The organism is Beggiatoa alba B18LD, assembly GCF_000245015.1.
GTDB lineage: Bacteria > Pseudomonadota > Gammaproteobacteria > Beggiatoales > Beggiatoaceae > Beggiatoa > Beggiatoa alba.
The window spans coordinates 3,699,858-3,723,705 of the sequence record NZ_JH600070.1 but is presented as its reverse complement, the minus strand read 5'-3'; the positions used below and the strand labels follow the sequence as shown (position 1 = coordinate 3,723,705).

Genomic DNA, 23,848 nt, shown 5'->3' with positions numbered 1-23,848 from the left:
TATTCGTATATAATGATAATACCAAGACCTCTATAAATAATGTAAATACCATGTCACTACCCATATTGGCTCTAAAATTAAGTGGCGCATTTATCCTGTGGCTACTGTTATATCTCAATTTACAAGTATTGACTGAAGCATTGGTTTACCAAATTTTTGGCTTATCTAAAACGAATGCTTTTGGCATTGCTGTGGCTTTTTTTATTTTTGAAGTTCCAAAAGTTTTATTATTACTTTCATTGATTATTTTCATAATGGGGGTCATTCGTTCTTTTTTCACGCCAGAATCTACCCGCGCCTTATTAGCAGGTAAAGCAAATTTTCTAAGCCATATTCTTGCTGCATTACTCGGCGTAGTTACCCCATTTTGTTCCTGTTCTGCTGTACCGCTGTTTATTGGATTTCTCACCGCAGGTGTGCCCTTAGGAGTCACTTTTGCATTTTTAATCGCAGCCCCAATGGTGAATGAAATCGCGCTAGGGTTGTTATTTGGTTTATTTGGCTGGCATATCGCAGGCTTGTATTTAAGCATGGGGTTAATCATTGCAATTCTATCAGGCTATGTGTTGGGAAAACTCGGTATGGAACAGTATGTAGAAGATTGGGTTTATAAAATCCCGCCAATGCCAGATAGTGCTGAAGCACGGTTGACAATGAATGATCGCATCGAGTTAGGCATACAAGCTGTGCGCGATATCGTTGGCAAAGTCTGGTTCTATGTATTATTAGGGATTGCCGTTGGGGCAGGAATTCATGGTTATGTCCCTGAAAATATTTTAGCTTCTCTACTGGGGGCAAGTTGGTGGTCAGTGCCTTTAGCCATTCTTGTTGGGATTCCGATGTATTCCAACGCTGCTGGCGTTATTCCCATTGTACAAGCCTTACTCGCTAAAGGCGCAGCTTTAGGGACAGTGTTGGTATTTATGATGGCAGTTACTGCCTTATCGTTGCCTGAAATGATTATTTTACGCAAGGTGTTAAAAGTCCGTCTTATTGTGACTTTCATCAGTATTGTTGCTTTGGGAATTTTAACTGTTGGGTATTTATTTAACGCTATCATGTGAGGTTTATGATGTACGAGTTTATTGTGTATGGACCAGGTTGTGCAAATTGTAGTAATACAGAAAACTTGATTCGCCAAGTATTAACTGCCCAAAATCTTCCATTTACCCTGAAAAAAGTCACAGATTATCAAGAAATGGCTATTGCGGGGGTCTTATCTACACCCACAGTAACATTGAATGGAAAGGTGATGACGAAAAAAGCTAAAGTGCCCACAGAGGAAGAAGTTAATACGTGGTTGAAGAGTCTTGCTTAAAGTTGGCTTGTTAAATCAACTACCCGCGCAACTTCTTCTAAACTGGTAATGCCTTCTAAAACACGTCGGATGCCTTCTTGTGCTAAGGCACGAAAGCCTGCACGTTGCGTATGATGTTTAATATCATAGGTGGTGGCTCGATGAGCAATGAGTTCTTGTAAGCCATCATCTAAGCGTAAAATTTCCATCAGGGCTAAACGTCCTTTATAGCCACGTTGTTCGCATTGTTCACAACCCGTTGCACGGTAAAGTGTCGCGGTTTGATTGACCGATAAGCCTAATAAACGACGGTGCATATCTGCTGGGGGGTAGGGTTGTTTGCAATGCGAACAGAGTTTGCGAACTAAGCGTTGTCCGATAATACCGATAATGTTATCCGCCATTAAATCAGGTTGTACGCCAATATCTAATAAACGCGGAATCGCACCAATTGCTGAATTGGTATGTAAGGTTGAATAGACTTGATGCCCTGTCATCGCAGCCCGAAAAGCCATTTCTGCCGTCTCTTCATCACGAATTTCCCCAACCAGAATAATATCAGGGTCTTGTCGTAAAATTGAGCGCACGCCTGTGACAAAATCGAGTTTAACCCCTTCATTAACCGCCGTTTGTCGTACCCGCCCTAAAGCATATTCGACGGGGTCTTCTAAGGTCATGATATTAACTGCTTCTGTATTGAGATGATTCAGTACAGAATACAACGTTGTCGTTTTCCCGCTCCCTGTTGGCCCTGTAATTAAAATAAGCCCTTCAGGGCGTGCAACCATGAGTTTTAATGTCTGTAAACTATCATCCATTAATCCTAATTGATTGAGCGATAACAGACCGCGTTGACTGTCTAAAATCCGCAATACAATGTTTTCGCCGTAAATCGTTGGCTGCACAGACACCCGAAAATCGATTAAACGTCCTGCAAGGGTTAAGCTAATTCGTCCATCTTGGGGGATGCGATTCTCCGCGATATTTAAACCCGCTAACACTTTAATGCGCACCGCAATCGCTGACCAATAACTTTTATGCAAGCTACGAATTTGTTGTAATACACCATCTAAGCGGTAACGTATCCGTAAAAAGCCTTTTTCGGGTTCAAAGTGAATATCGGACGCGCCCCGTTTAACCGCATCAGAAAGTAACGCATCAACTAAACGGACAAAGGGTTGACTATATTCTTCCCGTCCTGCGGGTAAACTTTGGTAATCAACTTCACCCGTTTCAATTTCATGCAAAATCCCATCTAAAGAGAGGTTATAGCCATAAAAATGGTCAATCGCCGATAAAATTTCTGCTTCACTGGCGAGCAATGGCTCAACCCGAATATTTCCCCCTAAGGTCGCAACCAATTGGTCAATGGCTAAAACATTGAAAATATCAGCCATTGCAACACGTAAGAAATTTGCTTTTTTATCAAAACTAATGGGAATAAGAGAATAACGGCGGGCTAATTGTTTCGGTACAAGGCTTAATGTTTCGTGGTCAACGACTAATTTGGACAATTCAATACTACTTTGTCCTAAAGTTTGTCCTAATAAATCGCGCATCACGGCTTCAGAGACAAAGCCGAGTTTAACTAAAATTTTGCCTAGTTGTTCTTGCGTCTTTTTCTGTTCTGTGAGCGCAACTTTAAGTTGGTCAGCACTGATAATCTGCTGACTAATTAGAATTTCTCCTAAACGGGGGCGTGCGATTTCGTGGTTAAGTGTTGGTGAGGCAACTGGATTCATAAGCAGTGTAATCTATCAAGCAGCAACGAGTAGGAGTAACGGAAGAGATAATACATTAATTGCAAATGCTATTCCTATTCGCCACGCTTGTCATGCATTGTTCGGTATTATCTGGAAGACTTTTCTAATCTAAATTAGTGTGAATTTGCTAATTCGGAAAGCGCGTCGGTTGTTTGATTCGTTGGTAGGGCAATATTTAAGTCAGCAAGATAAGTTTGCAAAGCGTGTGGGTCAAAGCTCACGGCTTGTTGCGAGGCTAATTGCAATGCTTGTTGATAATAAGGAATGGCAAGTTGTGGTTTATTCAAATGTTCCAAACTAACCGCTAAGTTATACGCATAATCTGCTTTTTGTTTGTCGTAACGATATGCATTGAAATAGGCTTCTTGCGCACTGCGCCATTGTCCTTGTGTTGCATAAGCATTGCCTAAACCAAAGTGTAAATAAGCGGCTTGCGGTTGTTCTTGTAAAAGTTGTTTTAACTGATTTTTTTGTTGCTCAATATCTTGAGTCGGTAAAATTTGTAATAGCCCCATTTTAGCGACGGGGTCTTGTGGATAATGATTTAATACCCGTTGATAATAAGTTTTTGCAAGATTTGCTTGTTGCTGTTTACTGGCAATCGCTGCCATTCCTAGCAAAGCATCCCGATTATTGGCATCTTGTTGTAATACTTGTAAGTAATAACGGTTAGCTGTTGTTAAATTACCCTGTTGTAATGCTGTATATGCCGTTGTCAAATGACTGACTAACTCGTTTTTATTGCGTACTGTCCGACGAATACTAATTTTTTCAACTTCAGCATCAACCGTATGCGCACTGACAGACGAAGTAGGGTTTGTCGTTGTCACCGTTGGAGAGGGTGGGCTATTAGTGGATGTTACTGTTTCTGTAGCGGAGTTTTGCGTTGCGGATTTTAGTGCTAATAGATTTAATAATGCGTTGTTTGTATCGCGTGCACTCAATAAAGAAGACGCTTTAGGAATGGTTAATGTTGGTTTTTCATCAGTAGAGAGCTTTTCCGCTTGCGTTGTGCCATTGGCTTCTGAATCATTCAAATCTCCTTCTTCGCTGATACCAATATGCATTGGCTCTATGGTTAAAGGCACGATTTGACTAGGCTGATTACTCCGCGCATGTGCTTGAAGAGGAATAGGATTATGTTGTGCATTACCTGTTATATTTTTAGCTGACAACATCGTATCAGAAACAATATTATCAAAATAATACAAACCTGCGACACCTAAAAATAGACCTAAACCAGCAATTGCCCAATAAGATTGAGTGTTAACAGGACGTGCTGAGGACGCTGATAAAATCCGATGTACATTGTGCTGTCTTTCAGCCACGCTGGGATGTGGTGTTGAAAAAATAGCGTCATCCCATGTTAAATGCGTCGCTTTATCCACAGTTTTTTCAGTAGTTTCTTCAGATGTATCAGGCGTAAAGGCTCTTGCTGTTGGGCTTGCGTCTCTATTTTCAGTCGTTATCGGACTTTCACTATTTTCATCTCCCATCGTTAAATAAAGCTGATGGGCTGAACGACTTTCTAAATCGTGTGAGGTTTGGCTTGAGTCAGGAGATGAACGAGAAGGCGTATCATCTAATTCACGGCTGGATTGAATAAACAATTCATCAGCCCAGACTAATCTTGTCTCTTTATTGTCTATTTCTCCGTTTGGTTCAAGCTCTAAAACTTCATCATCGACTAATTTTAATGCATCATCCCAGACTAAAGCTGTTTCTACGGAAGTATCAGAAACGTCTTGTAGGGAAGTAGATGATGACGTTGTAGAATCATCAATCAAGATTAATTCGTCTTCACTTACGGTCATTGTAGCCGTCGTTTCACAGATTAAATCGGCATCCCATCGTAAAATATCATTATCTTGTTCATTACTCACATTTTCTGCTGTTGGTGAATTGGGCAAATCCAGATGATTCACTTTAATCACGAGTGCTTCTGCGCTTGGAATTAATGCAGGATTCCAATCTAACACATGCACATCATCCGCTAACACGGGCGTTTGTATCGCTACATTCTCATCACCTATGACAGAATCATCCTTTTTATCCATAGGCTTATGCTGTTTGCTAAACTCTGCTTGGTGCAACGCATCCATTAATAAGCTCATGAATAAACTTTCCTCTTAAAAAAACGTATTACAGTAATAAGCTAGGGATTTTTAGGCGGGATACAAGCACATAGATAAATACTGACCCAATCTTGCAAAATCTGAATTTATTCAGAAAAACTTTGCATTATCGTAGTTTATGTTAAGCAGATAAAGAATAAAAATAAGCCAAATTCTGTATAAACATCACAAGTTTCATTAAAAATAACCACAGTTCGGCGAATTTTCCAAAATAAAACATAAACCTACTAGGTTTTAAAAACCTAGCAGGTCTGTTGGATTTTACGCCACACTTTGCAATGGGCGCGTACTACAGTAATGGCTCGCAAATTTTAAAAGTTCTTCCATTGCCCGAAAACGGAATTTTTGTTTTTGATGTACGAATGAAAATGGTCTTTCTAAACGGGGCATTAATTGCACTTGCTTTAAGGTTCTAAGCTGTAACTCTTTTTGAATTGCTGCCCGCGATAAAATAGAAATGCCCATGCCTGATGTTACTGCGCCCTTAATTGACTCAGAACTGCCTAATTCCATCACGACATTTAAATCATACAAAGACAACCCTGCACGGGTTAAATACTCCATCACAACTTCCCGCGTGCCCGACCCTTCTTCACGGAAAATAAATGGATAAGTCGCTAACTCTTGCGGTGTTACGGCTGTTTTTCGGGTTAAAGGATGATTCATCGGTACAATCGCCACTAATTCATCCATTCGACACAATTCCACCGCTAAACTTTTATTACCGACAGGGGCTTCTACCACGCCTAAATCAATCATATTGTCTTCAACCATGGAAACAATTTCTTCTGTATTTGAGACTTTTAAACGGATACCGACATCAGGATATTTATTTTTAAAATCGCCTAACAGCGCGGGTAACATATATTCGGCAATGGTTGTACTTGCACCGATTAATAAAAATCCGCTCATATTGCCTGTCATTTCCCGCACATCATTTTCCATCAGTGCATATTGCTCAAAGACTTTCTCAGCATGAAAAAATACCCGTTTTCCAACTTCGGTTAAGGCAATTCGATTGTGTGTGCGGTCAAATAAACGGGTATTAAAATGCTCTTCTAACTGCCGAACTTGGAAAGTAACCGCAGGTTGTGTCATGTGTAATGCTTCCGCTGCTTTGGTAAAACTCAATAAACGCGCAACGGTATAAAACACTTGTAAACGCCGATCAGCCATGAGAAATCTGCTCCATCACTAAAAATACTTTTCTATAGTCTATGATAAAATATCAAAAAAAAACTGTTAATATCGCAATATAAGGAACTTCTTAAGTATGGCATATTCCCCAATCGCAAACGCACCGCGTTATCGTGCGTTATGGTGGTTAAGTTTATCGCTCTTAGTCCTCATCATTGACCAACTCACCAAACTTTGGGCAAACAGTGCATTGGTTTACCACGAACCGTATCCCATTCTGCCTTTTTTAAACTTTACCCTTGTTTACAATACGGGGGCTGCTTTTAGTTTTCTGGCGGAAGCAGGAGGCTGGCAACGTTATTTTTTAACAGGACTCGCTATTGTTATCAGTCTCGTGATGATTATCTGGTTGAGCCGTTTATCTAGCCAACAAAAATGGTTAGCCGCAACGTTAGCTTTAATTCTGGGGGGGGCAATCGGTAATCTTATCGACCGCGTGCTGTACGGTTATGTTATCGACTTTATTGATGTTTATTATCAAACGTGGCATTTCCCCGCGTTTAACATAGCAGACAGTGCGATTACAGTGGGGGCTATCATGTTACTGATTGATGCGCTTTGGTTGAGCCATTCCCAACACGCGCCATACTCTTCTTAATATGTTCTAAATGCTCAAGTATCAACAACGCGGTGTCGCGCTGATTACAGCCATTCTTATCGTCGCACTGGCAACTGTGATTGCCGTCGCCATGACTGCCCGCCAACAATTGGATATTCGTCGCACCGCAAATCTACTCAACAACGACCAAGCCTATCTTTACGCACTCGGTGGCGAAACATGGGCGGGTCAAATCTTGCAACAAGACCGTAAAAACAGCCAATACGATGCATTAAGCGAGTTATGGGCAGTACAACTCCCGCCTTTCCCCATTGATGGCGGTACGTTACAAGGACAACTGAGCGATTTACAAGCAAAGTTTAATCTGAATAATTTGGTTGACAGTGAGGGAAAAGTCGTTCCTTTACAATTACAACGCTTTCAACGCCTACTGACTTATTTAGAAATCTCACCCGACCTTGCCCAAGCCGTCGTCGATTGGATAGACCCTGATAACGACCCCCAATTACCCAACGGTGCAGAAGAAACCACGTATTTAATCAATAAACCCGCTTACCGCGCCGCCAATACCAAAATGCGCAGCCCCACTGAATTACGTCTGGTTGCAGGCTTTAAAGCCGAGATTTATAACAAAATAATTCCCTATGTCACCGCATTGCCTGAAATCACAGAGATTAATGTCAACACCGCACCGTTAGCCGTTCTCATGACCTTAGCGGATGACTTAACCCCCGAACAAGTAGAAACCCTGATTAAAGGTCGTGAATCTATCCCATTTAAAAACTTACAAACATTTCTCGCACATGAAGCCCTAGCAGGTCTTAAAGTCGATAAAGAAGGCTTAGGCGTTTCTAGCCATTACTTTCGTTATCAAGCCGATGTTTTTATCGACCGCGCCCGTTCTCGATTAACCAGCTTATTACAACGCACGGATAGTGGCGTTATTACCCTAACCCGTAGCCAAGAACCCAGCACTTTTTAACCTCGCCCCTGATTCATCATCACATCACTATGCAAATAAAAACCGTATCAACCCAAGCCTATAGCGGACAAAAAGCAGGCACATCAGGCTTACGTAAAAAAGTCACTGTTTTCCAACAACCTCACTATTTAGAAAACTTCGTACAAGCCCTGTTTAACGTCTTAGGCGATGTACAAGGCAAAACCCTCGTGCTGGGTGGCGATGGTCGCTATTACAACACCATTGCCATTCAAACCATTGCTAAAATGGCGGCTGCCAATGGCTTTGCACGGATTTTATTAGGACAAAACGGACTCCTTTCCACCCCCGCCGCTTCAGCCGTGATTCGCAAATACCAAGCCTTTGGCGGAATAATTCTCTCTGCCAGCCACAACCCCGCAGGAAAAGATGGCGATTTCGGCATTAAATACAACGTCAGTAGCGGTAGTCCCGCCCCTGAAAAACTCACCGAAGCCGTTTATGCAGAAACTCAAACGATTAAAAATTATCGTATTTTAGACGTGCCCGATATTGCCCTAAACCAATTAGGCAATCAACAAATCGGCAGTTTAAGCGTAGAAGTTATTGACCCTGTTGAAGATTACGCTCAACTCATGGCAAATCTGTTCGACTTCGACAAAATTCGTCAACTCTTTCAATCAGGTTTTGCCATGCGTTTCGATGCCATGCACGCCATTACAGGCATTTACGCCCATCATCTGCTAGAACAAACACTCGGCGCACCCACTGGTACAGTCATGAATGGCACACCCTTAGAAGACTTCGGCGGTGGACATCCTGACCCAAACTTGACCTATGCCGAGGATTTAGTCAAACAACTCTACAGCGACAACGCCCCCCATTTTGGCGCAGCGTCTGATGGCGATGGCGACCGCAACATGATTTTAGGTCGACACTGCTTTGTCACCCCCTCTGATAGCCTTGCGATTCTCGTCGCCAATGCCCACCACGTCAAAGGCTACCAAAATGGCTTAACAGGCGTTGCCCGTTCCATGCCTACCAGCATGGCAGTTGACCGCGTCGCCCAAGCCCTCAATATTCCCTGCTATGAAACCCCGACGGGCTGGAAATTCTTTGGCAACCTATTAGATGCGAACAAAGCGACCTTATGCGGTGAGGAAAGTTTCGGCACAGGCTCCAATCATGTGCGCGAAAAAGACGGCTTATGGGCGGTTTTATTCTGGCTCAATATTCTTGCAGTTCGCCAACAATCCGTTGCAGAAATTTTGCACGAACACTGGCAACAATACGGGCGCAATGTTTACAGCCGTCATGATTATGAAGGCATAGACAGCCAAATTGCTAAACAGTTAATGACTGATTTACAATCAAAATTCCCCACTTTATTACAACAAACGTTTAAAGGCTATCAAATCGCTTTCTGCGACGACTTCAGCTATACCGACCCTGTTGACCACAGCATTAGCACAGGACAAGGCTTAAGAATAGGCTTTACCGACGGCTCACGCATTGTTTTCCGCCTTTCAGGGACAGGCACAGAAGGTGCGACTTTGCGCGTATATTTAGAATCCTACTGCACTGAACCAAGCCTACAAACTCAAGATGCACAAACGCTACTCGCCGATTTAATCCAAGTTGCTGACCAATTAGCAGGCATCAAAACACGCACAGGACGCGAACAGCCGACAGTGATTACTTAAAATTAACCTAACCTGAGTTCGGCGAGATTCTGTTAATAAAGATAAACATTTGTCTGAATCAGGATTTTCAGAATTAACAGGATTTAAACCCTAAAACCAAGAAATTAATGCGAATCACGCTTTTCAATCCTGCTAATCCTGATTCAGACAAGCTGTTGTCTTTTTTTAAAAAACTCGCAAAACTCAGGTTAAAACAATATGATTCACTCTTAGGGCATAAAAATTAATGTTTGATATTGAGATGGATAAGGAAAACATAATCTCACCCATCCAATAATATAAATTAAAGTACTACCCGTTCAATCCCGCCTTGTTTCACTTTTTCCAGAAAACGCCGTTGCCAGTCTGTGCCTAAATTTTTAGTCGCGAGTTCAACAACAATGTAATCGGTTTCAATGCCGACTTCGTCACGATAGCGGGATAGTCCTTGCACACATGCAGGGCAAGATGTCAACATTTTGACCGTGCCTTGTTCGTTTGTTTCTGAACCACTGAGTTTTTTAACGCCTTTCTGTAACTCTTCCTGCTTGCGGAAACGCACTTGCGTTGCAATGTCAGGACGCGCAACGGCAAATGTGCCCGCTTCACCACAACACCGCTCCGATAGTAGTACCGATTGCCCCATTAAGGTCGAGGCGACTTTGGTCGGGTTATAGGTTTTCATCGGCGAATGGCAAGGGTCATGGTACATATAGCGTGTTCCACTTACGCCATCTAAAGTAATGCCTTTTTCCATCAGATATTCATGAATATCTAATAAGCGACTGTTGGGGAAAATTTGCTCGAATTGGTATTTTAAAAGTTGATCCATGCAAGTCCCACAAGAGACAATGACCGTTTTAATATCCAAATAGTTCAGGTTATTAGCAACTCGATGGAATAAGACTTGATTGCCTGTGGTGATGTTTTGTCCTTTGGCTTCGTCGCCGTTGGCAATTTGCGGATAGCCACAGCATAGATAACCCGGTGGGAGGACAGTTTGTGTGCCAACTTCGTAGAGCATGGCGAGGGTTGCAAGACCGACTTGGCTAAATAGGCGTTCAGAACCGCAACCTGGGAAGTAAAACACGGCTTCGCTGTCGTCGGTGACTTTGGCGGGGTCGCGTAAAATTGGAATCGTGTTTCTATCTTCCAATTCTAATAAACCGCGCATTGTCTTAGTGGGTAAACTGGCGGGTAAGGGTTTTTTAACAAAGTTAATAATTTGGGCTTTTAAAGGCATTTTCCCTGTGGTGGCAGGTGGAATGGTCTTTTTACCCGCTAAACCGAGTTTTTTCGCAATTTGATAGCCTAAATTTTGTGCTTTAAAGCCCCAGCCGAGCATGGTTGTGCGTAGAAATTTGATAAAAAGCGGGTCAGTAGCGTTCAGGTAGCGCATGGCTGCCCATGTGCCTAAACTAACGCGCCGTTGTCCTTGTTTCTTTAAAATCGTACGCATTTTGATGGTAACATCGCCAAAGTCGATGTTGACAGGGCAGGGATTTTCGCATTTATGGCAAACGGTGCAGTGGTCAGCAACATCGTTCATTTCGTCAAAATGGCGTAAGGAAATCCCGCGCCGTGTTTGTTCTTCATATAAAAAGGCTTCAATAATTAAGCCTGTGGCAAGGATTTTATTGCGTGGTGAGTAGAGCAGATTAGCGCGGGGAACATGGGTATTGCAGACGGGTTTGCACTTGCCACAGCGTAAACAGTCTTTAATCATGACGTTTAATTCACCCAATTCGCTGGCTTCTAGTAATAAGGCTTCTTGTTCTAGTAGTCGTAAAGAAGGGGTGTAGGCGTTTTGCAATCCGCCGTTTGGGAGCAGTTTTCCACGATTAAAATGCCCTTTGGGGTCTATCTTTTCTTTATATTGAATAAAGGCTTGTTGATATTCAGGGCTTAAAAATTGTAGTTTGGTGATACCGATACCATGTTCGCCAGAAATTACCCCGCCGAGTTTTTCGGCGAATGCCATCACCCGCGCAACAATGCGGTCAGCTTCGTGTAGCATTTCGTAATCGTTGGAATTAACGGGGATGTTGGTGTGGACGTTGCCGTCCCCTGCGTGCATGTGGGTTGCGACAAATAGCCGTCCTGTGCGTTTTTTCCGATGAATTTCGCGGATTTTTTGTTGTACATCCGCCAAATTTAAGCCGATAAAAATGTCGTCTAGGGTTTTTTGTACGGTTAGACGGTAAGAAATGCGTAAATCTCGGCGTTGTAGCAGAGTAAAAATAGTTTCTGCGGGGTCTGCGTCGAGTTGGCTAAAAGGGTAGTTTTCTTTAAAGGTTAATAAACTCGCGTCCGCTAAAGTTTTTAAAGTCTGCGCGGACTGGTCTAAATTTGCCATTAGGTATGTCCATAATTGTTTAATTTTCTGGAGATACGCAATAGCCGCTGTTTTTTTCGTGGCTAAAATTTCGCCTGATTCTTGGCAATGTCCAAAATCGCCACTCTGTTTTGTGCTGAAACTGTTGGGTAATTCGTGTTCTAAGTAGTGCAGAATTTCATCGACAATTTGTAATTTATTTTGCGTGGATTGTTCGATATTAATCCGTTCAATTTCATCGTTGTACTCGGCTAAACGGTCAAGCGGAATCACAACGTCTTCATTGACTTTAAACGCATTTGTATGTGCGGCAATCGCGGCAGTGCGTGAGCGGTCTTTCCAAAATAGTTGCCGAGCTTCGGGGGTAATGGCAACAAAGCCCTCTGCTTCACGGGCATTGGCTAAACGGACGATATGTGAAGCGGCTTGTGCAATGGCATTTTCATCTTCTCCCGCAACATCAATGAGTAAGACCATTTTCGGCAGTTCTTGGCGTGGGGCTTTGGTGCTGTATTTCACAGCGCGAACATAGCGTTCGTCTAAATGCTCCATGCCTGCCAGTAACACATCAGGCACGCTGGCTAAATAGTCTTTTACTTCCACAATAGCGGGCACCGCTTTGCGTAAATCTGCGCCGAAAAATTCTAAGCAGACCGTGCGGGTAAAACTTGGCTGTTTGTGCAAAATGAATACGGCAGAAGTAATTAAGCCATCACAACCTTCTTTTTGGACACCTGGTAAACCGCCAAGGAATTTATTGGTTACGTCTTTGCCTAGCCCGCGTTTACGGATTTCATGAGCGGGAATCCGTAAAATGTTTGGTTCGCCTTTTTGCGTTTTACCATCTATTTCATAACGAGTTACACGGAATTCTGCAAAGGGAATTTCATGAATTTTGCCTAAATTGTGATTTAAGCGTTCAATTTCTATCCAATCTGCATCAGGCGTGACCATTTTCCATGAAACCAGATTATCGAGGGTTGTGCCCCATAAAACAGCTTTTTTTCCGCCTGCATTCATGGAGATATTGCCACCAATGGTCGAGGCTTCATGTGAGGTCGGGTCAACGGCAAAAATACATTTATGTTCGGCTGCACGGTCTGCAACACGCTTTGTCACAACTCCCGCCTCAACCCAAATGGTAGAAACAGGGTGGTTGACATTTGGTAACGTGCGTTGTGTGACATCGCTCATGGCATCTAACTTTTCCATGTTAATCACAGCACTTTCTTGGACTAAAGGCACAGCACCGCCCGTGTAGCCTGTACCGCCACCGCGAGGAATTAAGGTTAATCCTAATTCGATGCAAGCTTTTACTAAACCCGCTGTTTCTTTTTCAGTATCAGGGCATAACACGACAAACGGATATTCAACGCGCCAATCAGTCGCATCCGTTACGTGGGAAACACGGGCTAATCCGTCAAAACGAATATTATCTTTATGCGTGACTTGGCTTAAGCGACGGCGCACTTTACGGCGTAAGGCATGCTGACTGTCTAACCATGTATGAAATTGTTGCACGGTTTGCCGCGCACTTTTAATTAACTCATTGGCAAGTGGATTATTATCGGCACGGGTTTCGATTTGGTTTAAACGATGGGTTAAGGAGTGAATCAGAGATTCAAGCCGTTTATGGTTATCGAGTAAGTCATCTTGAATAAAGGGATTACGTTGGATAACCCAAATATCTCCCAGTACTTCCAGCAACATACGGGCGGAACGTCCTGTTTTCCGTTGTGTACGTAATTCGTTGAAAGTTTGCCAAGCGTTTTCGCCCATGAGACGGAGGAAAACTTCTCGGTCAGAAAAAGACGTGTAGTTGTAAGGGATTTCACGAATACGGGTTTGTGTCGTCATGAGTGTAACAACCGATGGTAATGAAAGTCTAAGGAGGTCGAAGTTTAGCAGAAAAAGGCAGGTAACGACATGAAAAACTTATATTTTTCAGGGGAATTATTTAATAAATGAATGTTTTAAGCGTGTTTTTATGCTGCATGATGGGGATAAAACAGGGAAAAGTGAATAGATAAGTTTAGTTTTGTGTTACATTGCTTATTTAAACGCTTATTGTTGGAATAAATAGATAATGTTTAAAGATGTGGCTGAGGCGTTAGCCGTTTTAAAAGAAGGGGGAAGTGATAATTATCGGTGGATTGCCGCGATTGATTATTTATTGAATGATGCCCCTGAAGAAAATCGTCAGCAAATGGCTGATAAGTTAGCAACCATGCCCGCAACACATCGTGATGCTATTGATGAGATGTTGAAGATTTTTAGACGGGTTAAGATATTAGCTTAACTTAAATGTTTAAATAGACTATGAAAACTGTAATTTGTTATAGACCAACAGGGGCGGAAGAATTTACGTTGATAAAAGCCTCGGGGTTTAAAAAATGGTCACCGCGTTTACCTGAACAACCTATTTTTTATCCTGTCACTAATGAACTTTATGCTGTTGAAATTGCAAAACAGTGGAATGTTCCTGCTTATGGAGTCGGATATGTCATGATGTTTAGGGTCAATCAGAATTTTATGAGTCGTTATAAAATTCATAAGGTTGGGGGCGCACACCATACAGAATGGTGGATTCCTGCGAAAGATTTGGAAATGCTTAATATGAATATTGTGGGATTGATTGAGGTAATTGGTGAGTATCACGCATAAAAAAACCCGATACTGCTCATACGATGAGTATCAGGTTTTTTATTCTGAATATCAGAATATTAATGATATTACACAGCAACACCTAACGCAGGATTTTTAATCGAAGGGGCTTCAATGCCGACTTCGGCTAATAAATCTTTAACTTCGGCATTAATCACTTCAATCCCCATTTTTTTACAGAAACGAATTTCTTTATCAGAGGGGTCGGGAATCACGGCCCAGCCTGCGGGTTGTGCTGCGTCATAAATCATGTCGGATAGTATCATCCGTTCTGTGTCGCGGGTTAGGGGCAAGCCTAGGAATAGGTATTGTTTGCCACGGCGATATTGTTTTGAGAAGGCAGGCATCCCAAAACCCCCCATTAATTCAGTAATGTAGTCGACATAGTCAGCATCAGAGGCGATAAAATCCGCTTGGGGGCGCGGTGTTCCTAAGGGTTTGAAAATAATAGGTAGGCTGGTGTCTGCCACTTCGACGGTGGTTTCTTGGTATGCTGTGCCGTCAAAGTGGTATAAACGAAAACGGTAGTCTGTACCGCCAACCCGTGCTAAACCCACAATGAGGAGATGAGCGCGGTTAGTGTAGGCATCTTGTAGGTGGGTGTCGCGGTTGGTGTCAATTAGGTAGGGTAGGTTTAAGCTGGCTAACCATGTGTGTAATGGTGCGGGTGTCCATTGGGTTTCGCCATAGAGTTTGGTTAAAAATTTGTTGACGAATGAACGCCCTTTTTTTAACTCTTGGTTCATGGCTGCACGGGGGAATTCGTACATTAATTTGGGGGCCATGGGTTGTCCGTTATTCATGGCAAGAATGAGGCTGTTGCTGTCGGCGGGAATAGGTTCGCCTGTTAATTTATTGGTAGAGCCAACAAGGGCATACGCGCCGAGATAGGGGATAATCGAGCCGTTTTGTAAGCCTGCGATAATGTCTTGAAACATGGATACGCTCCTAAAAATATTTATATTTGCTCATGAGTTTAAAGCTGTTGTGTCTCGTGAGCGGGGGTTATTCTTCACTACCGAAACAGTTTTGATAGTCGGCACAAACTTCACAGGAGGGGGCGCGACAAACATAAATCTCTTCTTGTAAACAGAGTTGTTTGTAGAAAAATTTTTTCCATTTCATGTCGCGGTTGTTTTTTGCCGCCAGTTTTGGAAAATTGTTGTTGATGAGTGCGGTTAAATCTTTGCGCGACCAGAGTCCTAAATCTTGCCAAAGGTGGTCATTGCCCATGCAGCCAGCAATGAGAATGTCAGCAAAGCATTGTTTATCTTGGGTTAGGTTGTCGCAGTGTGTGTAAAAAAGAGTACGGAGTTCATCAACTTCGGGTAATCGGGAGATGTCCACAGTGTGAGAGGGGAGATGACGCGCGGGAAGTTTGTAATTAGGAAAATATTGTTGTAACAGCTTATTCCATGCGTTGTCGTTTAATCCTAAACGGGTCGGCATGTTGCCTTGTCCAACAAGCCAGCTTGTAATCATGCAGGCAAGAATATGGGTATTTTCCGTATTCTTTTGCGCGTGTGCCATGAGTTGGCTGTAGTAAACATCACGGGAAGTGCTAGACGTTGTCAGCCTTGGGTGTATCACTTCGGTTTGCATGATGTATCCTCTCATTTTGTATTGCAATTCTCGTTTCTACCTCGGGACAATATTTGGTAGAAACGAGAGACAACGGGCTTAGTATTCGACGAGAATATCTTCATCCCGCACAATAAATTGGCAAGCTAATCGCCATTGTGGGGGAATATCAGAAACTTCCGCTTTTTCTATGTCTTCAGCCGTTAATTTACCGACTTGTTTTAAAACAACTTTTTCTTTATCTGTTAAGAAACTGCTCATGCGTCCTTTTTCGTCAAGGCTGCTAACTTTAATGACGCAAGTACCGCATTCGCCATCACCACAGTTGAATTCTATGGGAATCTTGTATTCACGGGCGATAGAAAGAATGGTTTCTGTGTGGCTACCTGCGACAGCGTAAACAGTTTTGTCCCGATAGTTGGGGTTGCTAAATGTAATATTAGCCATATTTCTTAACTCCTGACTTCTAAATCAACACTATTAAGCGGGTTTAACGGTGACAGAACCACCCAAAATCTGGGCTTGGCAGGCTAAACGGCTGTGTCTGCCTACGTTATTTTCACGCAGAATACGTTCTTCTAATACCGTTGGTTGAGATAAGTTTTCCCAGCCATCAATGACTACCATAAGACAGGTACCACAATCACCTTCACGGCAACCGTAAACTAAACCTGCACCAACTTTTTCAGATACTTCAATCACACGTGTACCTGCTGCAACAGTGACAGTTTTACCGATGTCTGCAAAGGTGAGTTCTGCTTTTGCCATAAAATCCTCTTTTTACAAGTGTTGTTAATAAAAATCCAACCTAACGTAATCTAATCCGATTACCCGTTAGGTTGGTGCTACTGTGACATCGCCTAAAATTTGCGCTTGGCAAGCCAAACGGAAATTTTTTCCAGCCATGTTTTCCTTCAAGACTTTATCTTCTAGCATGGAGGGTGCAGACAGGTTTTCCATGCCTTTTATGACGTGCATTAAACAGGTGCCACAATCACCTTCACGACAGCCGTACATAATGCCTGAGCCAACGCGCTCAGAGATGTCAATCACCCGCACGCCAGCGGGGACATTGACAGTAATTCCAATATCTTCAAAGGTTAATTTTGCTTTCATCGTACATACCCGTTAGAGTAAATCTGCCATATCAATTTCTTTTGGTTGGTATTTACCGACCATCACTTCTGCGATGTTTTGCCCCAGTTGGCGACAATATTCCAGTTCTTCTGTGGTTGGGCGGAGTTTAACCCGTAACCCTTTGATAGGCACACGGAGTTTTAGCCCTCTAATGCGGTCTTCTAGCATAGTCACCGCTTCTCCTGACCAACCGTAAGAACCAAACACTGCCCCAATTTTCCCTTGTAGGTTGATAACTGTTAGGGAAGAAAGTAAATCCCACATGGGTTTTGTGGCATCACCGTTGATAGTGGGTGAACCGAGTATGATGCCATCGGCTTCTTCAATCAGGTCAACAAAGGGTTCTACTTCGCCCCCTTCTAGGTCGAAAATAGAGACTCTCACCCCTTCTACCGCACTCGCACCACTATAAACCGCCTCTGCCATTTTAGCGGTATTGCCGTAGGAACTGATATAAAAAACTAGTAGGGTTTTATCTTTGGTGTCTTTTTGTAAGCGCGGATTAGCCAGTTCACGAAACCGTTTAACATAATTTTGCGGATTGTCGCGTAAGACTGGACCATGAGTGGGCGCGATAATTTTGAGGGGTAACGGTTCTATGAGGGCAAGTGCATTTAAAACATGCACTTTAAAGGGGCGCATGATGTGGGCGTAATAGTATTCGAAGGAAAATCGAAAATCGCCAACAAGGTCATTAAATAAGCGGGGGTCGCAAAAGTGACAGCCAAAGGCATCGCCTGAGAATAGAATTTGCTCTTCTTCTAGGTAGGTGCATTGAGTATCTGGCCAATGTAAATAAGGGGTATGTAAAAAACGCAGGGTTAAATCGCCTAAACTGGCGGTATGATTGGTATTAACGGGGGTAAAACAGAGTTCATCATCACCTTTTAACACGGCTTTGAGCATGGTTTGTGCTTTAAAAGAGATGTATAAACGGGCTTGTGGGGCACGTTTTAATAACTCAGGTAACGCGCCACTATGGTCTGGCTCTAAGTGATTTAAAACAATAACTTTAATTTCGTCATAGCGTGCAACGGATTCTAAACGGGCAAAAAATTCATCCGCATAGTTTTCTTTGACAGTATCAATGATGGCAACGCCTTCACTGCCTCGGATGAGGTAGGCGTTGTAAGTTGTACCATTTGCTGTTTTAAGAATAATATCAAAGGTTCTTAGCGTAGGGTCTAATGCCCCTATCCAAAAAACCCGCTCTGATAGCGGATAAGCGACACGGGTTTGCGCGACATTGACGCTACTATTGGGCAAAGTAGTTGCTAACACATTCATAATCTAAACTCATGTCGAGCGCGATTGGGCGCGACGCTGTCGCACCCAAGAGAGTTGGCAATTTAACAGGCTGAATAACAAGTAGAAAATAACGAATTACCTACCGTACTTCAGTATCTGCACAGGGATTATGCGTGTGTTGGCGGGGACAGGATTCTAGGTCTGTTCCAGTCTCTACAGGCGTTAATCCAATCCATTGGGCAACTGTTTCAGGGTCAAACCCAATACGTCGTTCTTCTCCCACTTGCATGAGCGGACGACGTAAGAGTAAGGGTTCTGCCAATATCAATTGCAATGCCTCTTCTGCACTCACCGTTTCAGGGTTGACTTCTCCCGATTTAACACGGGGTGCGGCACGATTGAACCAGTCGGGCACAGGATAAGGGCTTAGAAAAGCTAATAGCTTTTCAATCGTCCATGCCTCTGTCAACAAATTTTTAGCAATCACGGTATGCCCTGCGTCTGCTAACAGATTCTTTTGCCTTGTATTGTTGCCACAACCAGATTTTTCGTAAAAAACGACATCGACCATAGGATTTAGTGCGCCCGTAATTCAGCCATTGCCGCTTGCATTTTTTCAGGGGGAATGCCTGTCAATGAGCCTGCTGGATTACAGGGTACGCCTGCGCTGGTTAAAATTGCTCCTTCAATAGGACAGATGCTGGCACATTGCGGGTCGGTATAGTCACCATCGCATTCTGTGCATTTTTTTGCGTCGATAAGAAAGTGCGGTTTTGCTTCAAAAATTGCCTTGCTAGGACAGAGGGGTTCACAGGCCCAGCAATTGACGCATGAATCAATGATTTTTAGTGCCATGATTAGCGTTCCTTCTCAATAAGATATCTTAGTCAATAGTCAGTTTATGCAGACATATTTTGTTTAGAAAGCAAGAGAGGGCTTTTTACCCAATTTTCCTGTTGCTAACATGCTCTGATAAACGGCTCGTAAAGCGTCTTCAACGCGCTCTAAAGGATGTTTATTATTTGCTTGTATTTGAGCACTTTCTAAAGCATCGCGTGCTTTTTGACCGATTGCCGTACAGAGTACGACTTCACAGCCATCCAGTGCATTAACAACTTCATGAACAGCTTGTTCTTCATTGGGACAACTTTCACAGGGTTTAACACAACAACGCCCGACAAGTTTGACTTCATGACAAGTTGTTTCATAAATTAAAAAGGCTTGGCTTTGTTCAAATTGCTGATTAATCAGCTCGCCATGGCTTGCAACCGCCATTAAAACAGAACGATAAGGTTGTTTATTTCGCAAACAATAAAGTGGAATAAACTGTTCTCGTGTTGCCTTGCTGAGTTGTTCATAACAAGGTTGACAAGTTTCAGCGGCAAATGAACGTTCACAACGTTTAATTTCTTGGGTGTTCATTAGCATTACTCCGTTTACTGTTTTGCATTCAGCAGGATAAGCATTTACTTATACCTGCTGATTGTGACACTTAAGCAATGGCTTGGCGTTGAGTTTCAACTACGTCGTCTAACTTACCGTTGTTTATCATTTCTTGATAAACCGCTAATAAGGCTTCCTCAATGGGTTCCATTGCATGTTCGCCATTGGGTTGAATACCCGCAGTTTCCAACAGTGACCAAGGTTCATAACCAATCTTGGAGCATAGGACGACTTCGCAACCGTCTAAAGCACGGATAATTTTTTGCAAAGTGGTTTCTGCTTCACCACATGTAGAATCACCACTGCAATATAAATCCGTCTTTGCATGTCCGACCATTTTCACGCCATTTTCAGTCACTTCATAGCGTAAAAACTCTTTTGCATGTCCAAAATGCTGGTTAATTAAACCACCGCCTTGGGTTGCGACCGCCATAAGAACAGGACGATAAGTTTTGCGCGGTTTCGCACTTAAACCTTGCAATTGAATTAATTGCGGTTGATTTTGCTTCGCTTTCTTCTCAGCTAAATCCGCTTCAATTTTGGCATGAACTTCGGCACGCTTGACCATCGCCTCAGCATAATTAATTTCCATTTCTTCAATTTTATCAATGGTAAATTCTGAGCCACGGTCTTCGCCTAATAAACCAACTGCATCCGCACGACATTGACGGCAATGGCGCATCATATTCATGTCGCCTTCACATTGGTCTTGTAACTCTTTCAATTCTGAAGGTTCAGGGCCACGTTGTCCCATCACACCGTAGAATGTGCCATGTTCCGCTTCGGCAATTAAAGGCATGACGTTATGTAAAAACGCGCCTTTCGCTTTTACCACTTTGCTGACTTCCACTAAGTGCTTATCGTTCACACCAGGAATCATGACAGAATTTACTTTGACTAAAATGCCCCGAGCGGTGAGCATTTCTAAGCCTTTTTGTTGCTGTTCAATCAGGATTTGCGCGCCTTTAATCCCTTTAATCCGACGATTTTTCCAGAAAATCCACGGATAAATTTGTGCACCAATTTCAGGGTCAACACAGTTGATGGTGATAGTCACATGATCAATATTATGTTTAGCTAATTCATCAACTGATTCAGGTAAGGCTAACCCATTGGTAGAAACGCACAATTTAATATCAGGAGCTTGTTCTGATAAAGCACGGAATGTTGCAAAGGTTCTTTCAGGGTTTGCTAATGGGTCGCCTGGGCCTGCAATGCCTAAAACTGTCATTTGAGGAATCGTAGCGGCAACTGCTAGCGTCTTTTTAATCGCTTGGTCTGGGGTCAACAATTCGGAGACGACACCAGGGCGAGATTCGTTGGCACAATCGTATTTACGATTGCAGTAATGACATTGAATATTACAGGCTGGCGCGACGGCAACGTGCATACGTGCGTAGTAGTGATGCGCTTCCTCTGAATAGCAGGGGTGATTGTGAACTTTTTCGCGAATATGTTCGGGTAAATGACCTAATTGGTCATTGGTGCTTCCACAGGAACTGGAAGAACATCCGCCTTTTGCCACAGGCTCCTGCCCTAACACGGTTAATTCCATCATCGCACTATCCTCTATTTAACAGTTTTAGGCATGGTGTCTCATTTCGTATTGATGCTAAGGCAAACACCATGCCTAAATTTTAATTTTCTGATTTTACTGTTAATAAACTATTTGTGTCGTTGCTTTGTCGCAAACACGACAGCCATTTTTCCCTGATTTGTGATTAAGGCTACATGGCGAAAAACATTAGTTATTTTGTGGGAATAACTTATCATTGTTCATGATAAATAACCTAATTTTTTGGTATTTTTCTAGGTGCTTAAAATCTTATTGACTGCTAAGTCTATTTACTTAAATCAAAATCAAATATCTCTCTACAATCATGACACAAACCTATCATCCTTTATTATCCCCCCTAGAACTACCTGTTAAAACATTGACAATACAATGTATTACTGAATACCCGCTACAATGGATATCGCAAAAAAATGGCAGTACACCCAGCACTTCATTAGCGGGTAGCTTTGGGCGGGCGGTTTGGCAATTGTGTGTATTCGGAGAATCCGCTTGTGAACGCCAAACAGACGGTGAGCCTGTTTGCCAACAACCTGATAAATGTCTCGTTCACTGTTTATACAAACCGTATTCTGCAATCCATCGACGTGATTTTGCCCGCCCCGTTTTTTTGTATTCACCAACGTTAGAGCAACAGCAAGGGGAAGAGATTTCTGGTTTTACCTTAGAGGTGACTTTATGGGGACGGCAAGCAGTGAGTTCACAAACAGCTGTGCTACAAGTTATTAAAAATATGGGTATAACTGGCTTACGTTGTGAAGGGGTTTTAATCCCTTTTTCTATTATTTCAGTGACAGCAAGCCCTGTTCTTAGCATCGCAGAGCGTTTAACTGTTTGGCAGAGTATGAATCATTTGTTATTAGAGTTTATGACCCCTTTATTGTTAAGTTCTCGTGATGGACAGGCGGGTTATTTTAGAAAAACATATGATTTAAACAACGGCTTACCATTAAAATTACTTCTTGCTAATGTGGCTTATGAGTGGGTAGCGTGGGATATAGAAGACCGTCGTTTAACTTTAGATAAATCAGAACGTCATAGCTTAGCGTGTATTGCACGTAATGCTGCGCGTTTAAGTGCAGAAGGACTAACTGTGGCGCGTTTACAACTGACAGAAATAGATTTAGGTAGCCGTTTTTCACGACGGAATCAGCATGAATATGTAATACAGGGGTTTACAGGGATTGCTGATATTGAAGGAATATTACAACCTGCAATGCCTTGGTTATTAGCTTTATCTTTAGCAGGAGGTGGGCAAAAACGTGCGCTTGGTTTTGGGGTGGTGCGTGCTTGGGTACGATAACTTTTAAATTTAAAGAGGGTTATTAATGGGAAAATATCTTGAAAAAGCAATGTCTCCTGCTGTTTTAAATCATGTTTGGCGATATTTTAAAAATGAGCGGGGTTTATGGTGTCATGGTATTTCTGTTGAAGAAATGCAGTCGAATTTGATTAAACATGTTGGTTTGTTATCAGAAAAGGTTTTAGCAGGAAAGTATCAGCCTGAACGAATGAATTGTTTTGAAATTGATAAGGCAGATGGTAAAAAACGTTTAATTTGTAGTTCCGTTGTGCAGGATAGGTTAGTACAGCGTGCCATTTTGACCGTTATAGAGCCTTTAGGCGAGGCTATTTTTCATGAGTCTAGTTTTGGTTATCGTCCACAATGTACGGTTGATATGGCGGTTGCTAAAGTGCGCGAGTGGGTACAGAAAGATTTTGTTTGATTGGGTGATGCAGATATTCAGGGGTGCTTTGATAACATCCCTTATGAATCAGCCTTAAAACGATTACAAAAATTGTGTGATGACAATGAGTTAGTTAATACAATAAGAGCAGGTATTGAGAGTATGCCTGATAAGTTTCGTCCCAGTGGTAAAGGGCGCGGATTACCGCAAGGGATGGTATTGTCGCCTTTTTTGTGCAATTTGTATTTACATGAGTTAGATACGATTTTATGGTTGGTATTTGTTTTGTTATGACATTCGAGAAAATAGTCGGTTGCAAAAAATTCAACGAGTGACTGTAAAGAAAACCTATTATTTACAACGTTCTGTTTATTTATATTAGGGTGATGGGCGAGTATTAAAAAAGTTAATCATGCAGGTTAGTGATTTGATGCAGGATGATGATGATTTAAGAATTTATGTATTGGCAAGCCCCAGTGATATTTGGTTTTTAACGCATGATGCACCGCCTTTACCACAGATGCAGACACAGCAAGCCCCAAAACAGGCAGGTTTGTGGCAAAAGTTATTGAAGTGGTTTCGTTAAGTAAGGCGGAATATTGAGAG

Annotated in this window: 26 protein-coding genes; 12 read left to right on the top strand and 14 right to left on the bottom strand. The window is 42.5% G+C overall.

The window, feature by feature from the left end:
* Nucleotides 1–50: 50 nt before the first annotated feature.
* Both BEGALDRAFT_RS15305 and BEGALDRAFT_RS15300 read left to right on the top strand, forming a co-directional pair.
* On the top strand, nt 51–1,064 hold the full coding sequence (locus tag BEGALDRAFT_RS15305; RefSeq protein WP_002691535.1) for a permease: 1,014 nt from the start codon (nt 51–53) through the stop codon (nt 1,062–1,064).
* A 5-nt stretch (nt 1,065–1,069) separates the two neighbouring features.
* Nucleotides 1,070–1,318, top strand: coding sequence for a thioredoxin family protein (locus tag BEGALDRAFT_RS15300; RefSeq protein WP_157237610.1), 249 nt, complete (start codon nt 1,070–1,072; stop codon nt 1,316–1,318).
* Here the strand turns inward: BEGALDRAFT_RS15300 and BEGALDRAFT_RS15295 are convergent.
* The 3 genes from BEGALDRAFT_RS15295 to BEGALDRAFT_RS15285 form a co-directional block, all read right to left on the bottom strand.
* On the bottom strand, nt 1,315–3,039 hold the full coding sequence (locus tag BEGALDRAFT_RS15295) for a GspE/PulE family protein (RefSeq protein ID WP_002691531.1): 1,725 nt from the start codon (nt 3,037–3,039) through the stop codon (nt 1,315–1,317). The genes BEGALDRAFT_RS15300 and BEGALDRAFT_RS15295 overlap by 4 nt on opposite strands.
* A 134-nt stretch (nt 3,040–3,173) precedes the next feature.
* Entirely contained in the window at nt 3,174–5,174 is a 2,001-nt protein-coding gene (locus BEGALDRAFT_RS18500; RefSeq protein ID WP_002691529.1) for a tetratricopeptide repeat protein, read from the bottom strand.
* A 282-nt stretch (nt 5,175–5,456) separates the two neighbouring features.
* On the bottom strand, nt 5,457–6,371 hold the full coding sequence (locus BEGALDRAFT_RS15285; RefSeq protein ID WP_002691528.1) for a selenium metabolism-associated LysR family transcriptional regulator: 915 nt from the start codon (nt 6,369–6,371) through the stop codon (nt 5,457–5,459).
* Between the two features lie 97 nt (nt 6,372–6,468).
* Between BEGALDRAFT_RS15285 and lspA the strand changes: the two genes are divergently transcribed.
* Genes lspA through BEGALDRAFT_RS15270 form a run of 3 tightly spaced genes read left to right on the top strand, consistent with a single transcriptional unit; the run spans nt 6,469 to nt 9,594 of the window.
* Nucleotides 6,469–6,990, top strand: coding sequence for a signal peptidase II (lspA, locus tag BEGALDRAFT_RS15280; RefSeq protein ID WP_002691526.1), 522 nt, complete (start codon nt 6,469–6,471; stop codon nt 6,988–6,990).
* Nucleotides 6,991–7,000: 10 nt separating this feature from the next.
* Nucleotides 7,001–7,933: a type II secretion system minor pseudopilin GspK gene (gspK, locus tag BEGALDRAFT_RS15275; protein WP_002691524.1), complete on the top strand. Its 933-nt coding sequence runs from the start codon at nt 7,001–7,003 to the stop codon at nt 7,931–7,933.
* A 29-nt stretch (nt 7,934–7,962) separates the two neighbouring features.
* A complete protein-coding gene (locus BEGALDRAFT_RS15270; RefSeq protein WP_002691522.1) occupies nt 7,963–9,594 on the top strand; it encodes an alpha-D-glucose phosphate-specific phosphoglucomutase in 1,632 nt (543 codons plus the stop codon).
* 283 nt (nt 9,595–9,877) lie between these two features.
* Here the strand turns inward: BEGALDRAFT_RS15270 and BEGALDRAFT_RS15265 are convergent, their stop codons facing one another.
* On the bottom strand, nt 9,878–13,765 hold the full coding sequence (locus BEGALDRAFT_RS15265; RefSeq protein ID WP_002691519.1) for a DUF3683 domain-containing protein: 3,888 nt from the start codon (nt 13,763–13,765) through the stop codon (nt 9,878–9,880).
* 229 nt (nt 13,766–13,994) lie between these two features.
* Here BEGALDRAFT_RS15265 and BEGALDRAFT_RS15260 point away from each other — a divergent pair, with 229 nt between their 5' ends.
* Both BEGALDRAFT_RS15260 and BEGALDRAFT_RS15255 read left to right on the top strand, forming a co-directional pair.
* Complete coding sequence (locus BEGALDRAFT_RS15260; protein WP_002691517.1) at nt 13,995–14,207, top strand: hypothetical protein; 213 nt, start codon at nt 13,995–13,997, stop codon at nt 14,205–14,207.
* Between the two features lie 20 nt (nt 14,208–14,227).
* Entirely contained in the window at nt 14,228–14,572 is a 345-nt protein-coding gene (locus tag BEGALDRAFT_RS15255) for a hypothetical protein (RefSeq protein ID WP_002691515.1), read from the top strand.
* A gap of 68 nt (nt 14,573–14,640) precedes the next feature.
* Here BEGALDRAFT_RS15255 and BEGALDRAFT_RS15250 read toward each other — a convergent pair whose 3' ends face one another.
* The 10 genes from BEGALDRAFT_RS15250 to nifB form a co-directional block, all read right to left on the bottom strand.
* Entirely contained in the window at nt 14,641–15,510 is an 870-nt protein-coding gene (locus BEGALDRAFT_RS15250) for an SIR2 family protein (protein WP_002691513.1), read from the bottom strand.
* A gap of 67 nt (nt 15,511–15,577) precedes the next feature.
* On the bottom strand, nt 15,578–16,174 hold the full coding sequence (locus BEGALDRAFT_RS15245) for a nitrogen fixation protein NifQ (protein WP_002691511.1): 597 nt from the start codon (nt 16,172–16,174) through the stop codon (nt 15,578–15,580).
* 78 nt (nt 16,175–16,252) lie between these two features.
* Nucleotides 16,253–16,600 (bottom strand): 2Fe-2S iron-sulfur cluster-binding protein, encoded by a 348-nt coding sequence (locus BEGALDRAFT_RS15240; RefSeq protein WP_002691509.1) that lies wholly within the window; start codon nt 16,598–16,600, stop codon nt 16,253–16,255.
* A gap of 33 nt (nt 16,601–16,633) precedes the next feature.
* Complete coding sequence (locus BEGALDRAFT_RS15235; RefSeq protein ID WP_002691507.1) at nt 16,634–16,921, bottom strand: 2Fe-2S iron-sulfur cluster-binding protein; 288 nt, start codon at nt 16,919–16,921, stop codon at nt 16,634–16,636.
* A gap of 66 nt (nt 16,922–16,987) precedes the next feature.
* Nucleotides 16,988–17,269: a 2Fe-2S iron-sulfur cluster-binding protein gene (locus BEGALDRAFT_RS15230; RefSeq protein WP_002691505.1), complete on the bottom strand. Its 282-nt coding sequence runs from the start codon at nt 17,267–17,269 to the stop codon at nt 16,988–16,990.
* A 12-nt stretch (nt 17,270–17,281) separates the two neighbouring features.
* Nucleotides 17,282–18,577 carry an FprA family A-type flavoprotein gene (locus BEGALDRAFT_RS15225; protein ID WP_002691503.1) on the bottom strand — a complete coding sequence of 432 codons (1,296 nt, stop codon included), beginning with the start codon at nt 18,575–18,577 and terminating at the stop codon, nt 17,282–17,284.
* A gap of 100 nt (nt 18,578–18,677) precedes the next feature.
* Entirely contained in the window at nt 18,678–19,109 is a 432-nt protein-coding gene (locus BEGALDRAFT_RS15220) for an ArsC/Spx/MgsR family protein (RefSeq protein WP_002691501.1), read from the bottom strand.
* Between the two features lie 5 nt (nt 19,110–19,114).
* Nucleotides 19,115–19,393 (bottom strand): 4Fe-4S binding protein, encoded by a 279-nt coding sequence (locus BEGALDRAFT_RS15215; RefSeq protein WP_002691498.1) that lies wholly within the window; start codon nt 19,391–19,393, stop codon nt 19,115–19,117.
* A gap of 63 nt (nt 19,394–19,456) precedes the next feature.
* A complete protein-coding gene (locus BEGALDRAFT_RS15210) occupies nt 19,457–19,960 on the bottom strand; it encodes a NifB/NifX family molybdenum-iron cluster-binding protein (protein ID WP_002691496.1) in 504 nt (167 codons plus the stop codon).
* A gap of 70 nt (nt 19,961–20,030) precedes the next feature.
* Complete coding sequence (gene nifB, locus BEGALDRAFT_RS15205) at nt 20,031–21,539, bottom strand: nitrogenase cofactor biosynthesis protein NifB (protein WP_002691494.1); 1,509 nt, start codon at nt 21,537–21,539, stop codon at nt 20,031–20,033.
* Nucleotides 21,540–21,861: 322 nt separating this feature from the next.
* Between nifB and BEGALDRAFT_RS15200 the strand changes: the two genes are divergently transcribed.
* From BEGALDRAFT_RS15200 to BEGALDRAFT_RS19265, 5 genes are read left to right on the top strand one after another with little or no spacing between them, the layout of a single operon-like run.
* Nucleotides 21,862–22,857 carry a hypothetical protein gene (locus BEGALDRAFT_RS15200; protein WP_002691493.1) on the top strand — a complete coding sequence of 332 codons (996 nt, stop codon included), beginning with the start codon at nt 21,862–21,864 and terminating at the stop codon, nt 22,855–22,857.
* A gap of 25 nt (nt 22,858–22,882) precedes the next feature.
* The gene (locus BEGALDRAFT_RS15195; RefSeq protein ID WP_040294999.1) at nt 22,883–23,281 is read left to right on the top strand and encodes a reverse transcriptase family protein; all 399 of its coding nucleotides are present in this window, start codon (nt 22,883–22,885) and stop codon (nt 23,279–23,281) included.
* On the top strand, nt 23,282–23,536 hold the full coding sequence (locus BEGALDRAFT_RS15190) for a reverse transcriptase domain-containing protein (RefSeq protein ID WP_040294998.1): 255 nt from the start codon (nt 23,282–23,284) through the stop codon (nt 23,534–23,536). It begins immediately after the preceding gene.
* Nucleotides 23,523–23,624 (top strand): hypothetical protein, encoded by a 102-nt coding sequence (locus BEGALDRAFT_RS19690; protein ID WP_157237609.1) that lies wholly within the window; start codon nt 23,523–23,525, stop codon nt 23,622–23,624. The genes BEGALDRAFT_RS15190 and BEGALDRAFT_RS19690 overlap by 14 nt, the downstream gene beginning before the upstream one ends.
* Before the next feature lie 30 nt (nt 23,625–23,654).
* Nucleotides 23,655–23,828, top strand: coding sequence for a hypothetical protein (locus BEGALDRAFT_RS19265; RefSeq protein ID WP_157237608.1), 174 nt, complete (start codon nt 23,655–23,657; stop codon nt 23,826–23,828).
* Nucleotides 23,829–23,848: the final 20 nt, after the last annotated feature.

Coding starts and splice junctions, on each gene's coding strand:
- BEGALDRAFT_RS15305 (WP_002691535.1), top strand. CDS start 51: ATGTCACTACCCATATTGGCTCTAAAATTAAGTGGCGCATTTATCCTG.
- BEGALDRAFT_RS15300 (WP_157237610.1), top strand. CDS start 1,070: ATGATGTACGAGTTTATTGTGTATGGACCAGGTTGTGCAAATTGTAGT.
- BEGALDRAFT_RS15295 (WP_002691531.1), bottom strand. CDS start 3,039: ATGAATCCAGTTGCCTCACCAACACTTAACCACGAAATCGCACGCCCC.
- BEGALDRAFT_RS18500 (WP_002691529.1), bottom strand. CDS start 5,174: ATGAGCTTATTAATGGATGCGTTGCACCAAGCAGAGTTTAGCAAACAG.
- BEGALDRAFT_RS15285 (WP_002691528.1), bottom strand. CDS start 6,371: ATGGCTGATCGGCGTTTACAAGTGTTTTATACCGTTGCGCGTTTATTG.
- lspA (WP_002691526.1), top strand. CDS start 6,469: ATGGCATATTCCCCAATCGCAAACGCACCGCGTTATCGTGCGTTATGG.
- gspK (WP_002691524.1), top strand. CDS start 7,001: ATGCTCAAGTATCAACAACGCGGTGTCGCGCTGATTACAGCCATTCTT.
- BEGALDRAFT_RS15270 (WP_002691522.1), top strand. CDS start 7,963: ATGCAAATAAAAACCGTATCAACCCAAGCCTATAGCGGACAAAAAGCA.
- BEGALDRAFT_RS15265 (WP_002691519.1), bottom strand. CDS start 13,765: ATGACGACACAAACCCGTATTCGTGAAATCCCTTACAACTACACGTCT.
- BEGALDRAFT_RS15260 (WP_002691517.1), top strand. CDS start 13,995: ATGTTTAAAGATGTGGCTGAGGCGTTAGCCGTTTTAAAAGAAGGGGGA.
- BEGALDRAFT_RS15255 (WP_002691515.1), top strand. CDS start 14,228: ATGAAAACTGTAATTTGTTATAGACCAACAGGGGCGGAAGAATTTACG.
- BEGALDRAFT_RS15250 (WP_002691513.1), bottom strand. CDS start 15,510: ATGTTTCAAGACATTATCGCAGGCTTACAAAACGGCTCGATTATCCCC.
- BEGALDRAFT_RS15245 (WP_002691511.1), bottom strand. CDS start 16,174: ATGCAAACCGAAGTGATACACCCAAGGCTGACAACGTCTAGCACTTCC.
- BEGALDRAFT_RS15240 (WP_002691509.1), bottom strand. CDS start 16,600: ATGGCTAATATTACATTTAGCAACCCCAACTATCGGGACAAAACTGTT.
- BEGALDRAFT_RS15235 (WP_002691507.1), bottom strand. CDS start 16,921: ATGGCAAAAGCAGAACTCACCTTTGCAGACATCGGTAAAACTGTCACT.
- BEGALDRAFT_RS15230 (WP_002691505.1), bottom strand. CDS start 17,269: ATGAAAGCAAAATTAACCTTTGAAGATATTGGAATTACTGTCAATGTC.
- BEGALDRAFT_RS15225 (WP_002691503.1), bottom strand. CDS start 18,577: ATGAATGTGTTAGCAACTACTTTGCCCAATAGTAGCGTCAATGTCGCG.
- BEGALDRAFT_RS15220 (WP_002691501.1), bottom strand. CDS start 19,109: ATGGTCGATGTCGTTTTTTACGAAAAATCTGGTTGTGGCAACAATACA.
- BEGALDRAFT_RS15215 (WP_002691498.1), bottom strand. CDS start 19,393: ATGGCACTAAAAATCATTGATTCATGCGTCAATTGCTGGGCCTGTGAA.
- BEGALDRAFT_RS15210 (WP_002691496.1), bottom strand. CDS start 19,960: ATGAACACCCAAGAAATTAAACGTTGTGAACGTTCATTTGCCGCTGAA.
- nifB (WP_002691494.1), bottom strand. CDS start 21,539: ATGATGGAATTAACCGTGTTAGGGCAGGAGCCTGTGGCAAAAGGCGGA.
- BEGALDRAFT_RS15200 (WP_002691493.1), top strand. CDS start 21,862: ATGACACAAACCTATCATCCTTTATTATCCCCCCTAGAACTACCTGTT.
- BEGALDRAFT_RS15195 (WP_040294999.1), top strand. CDS start 22,883: ATGGGAAAATATCTTGAAAAAGCAATGTCTCCTGCTGTTTTAAATCAT.
- BEGALDRAFT_RS19265 (WP_157237608.1), top strand. CDS start 23,655: ATGCAGGTTAGTGATTTGATGCAGGATGATGATGATTTAAGAATTTAT.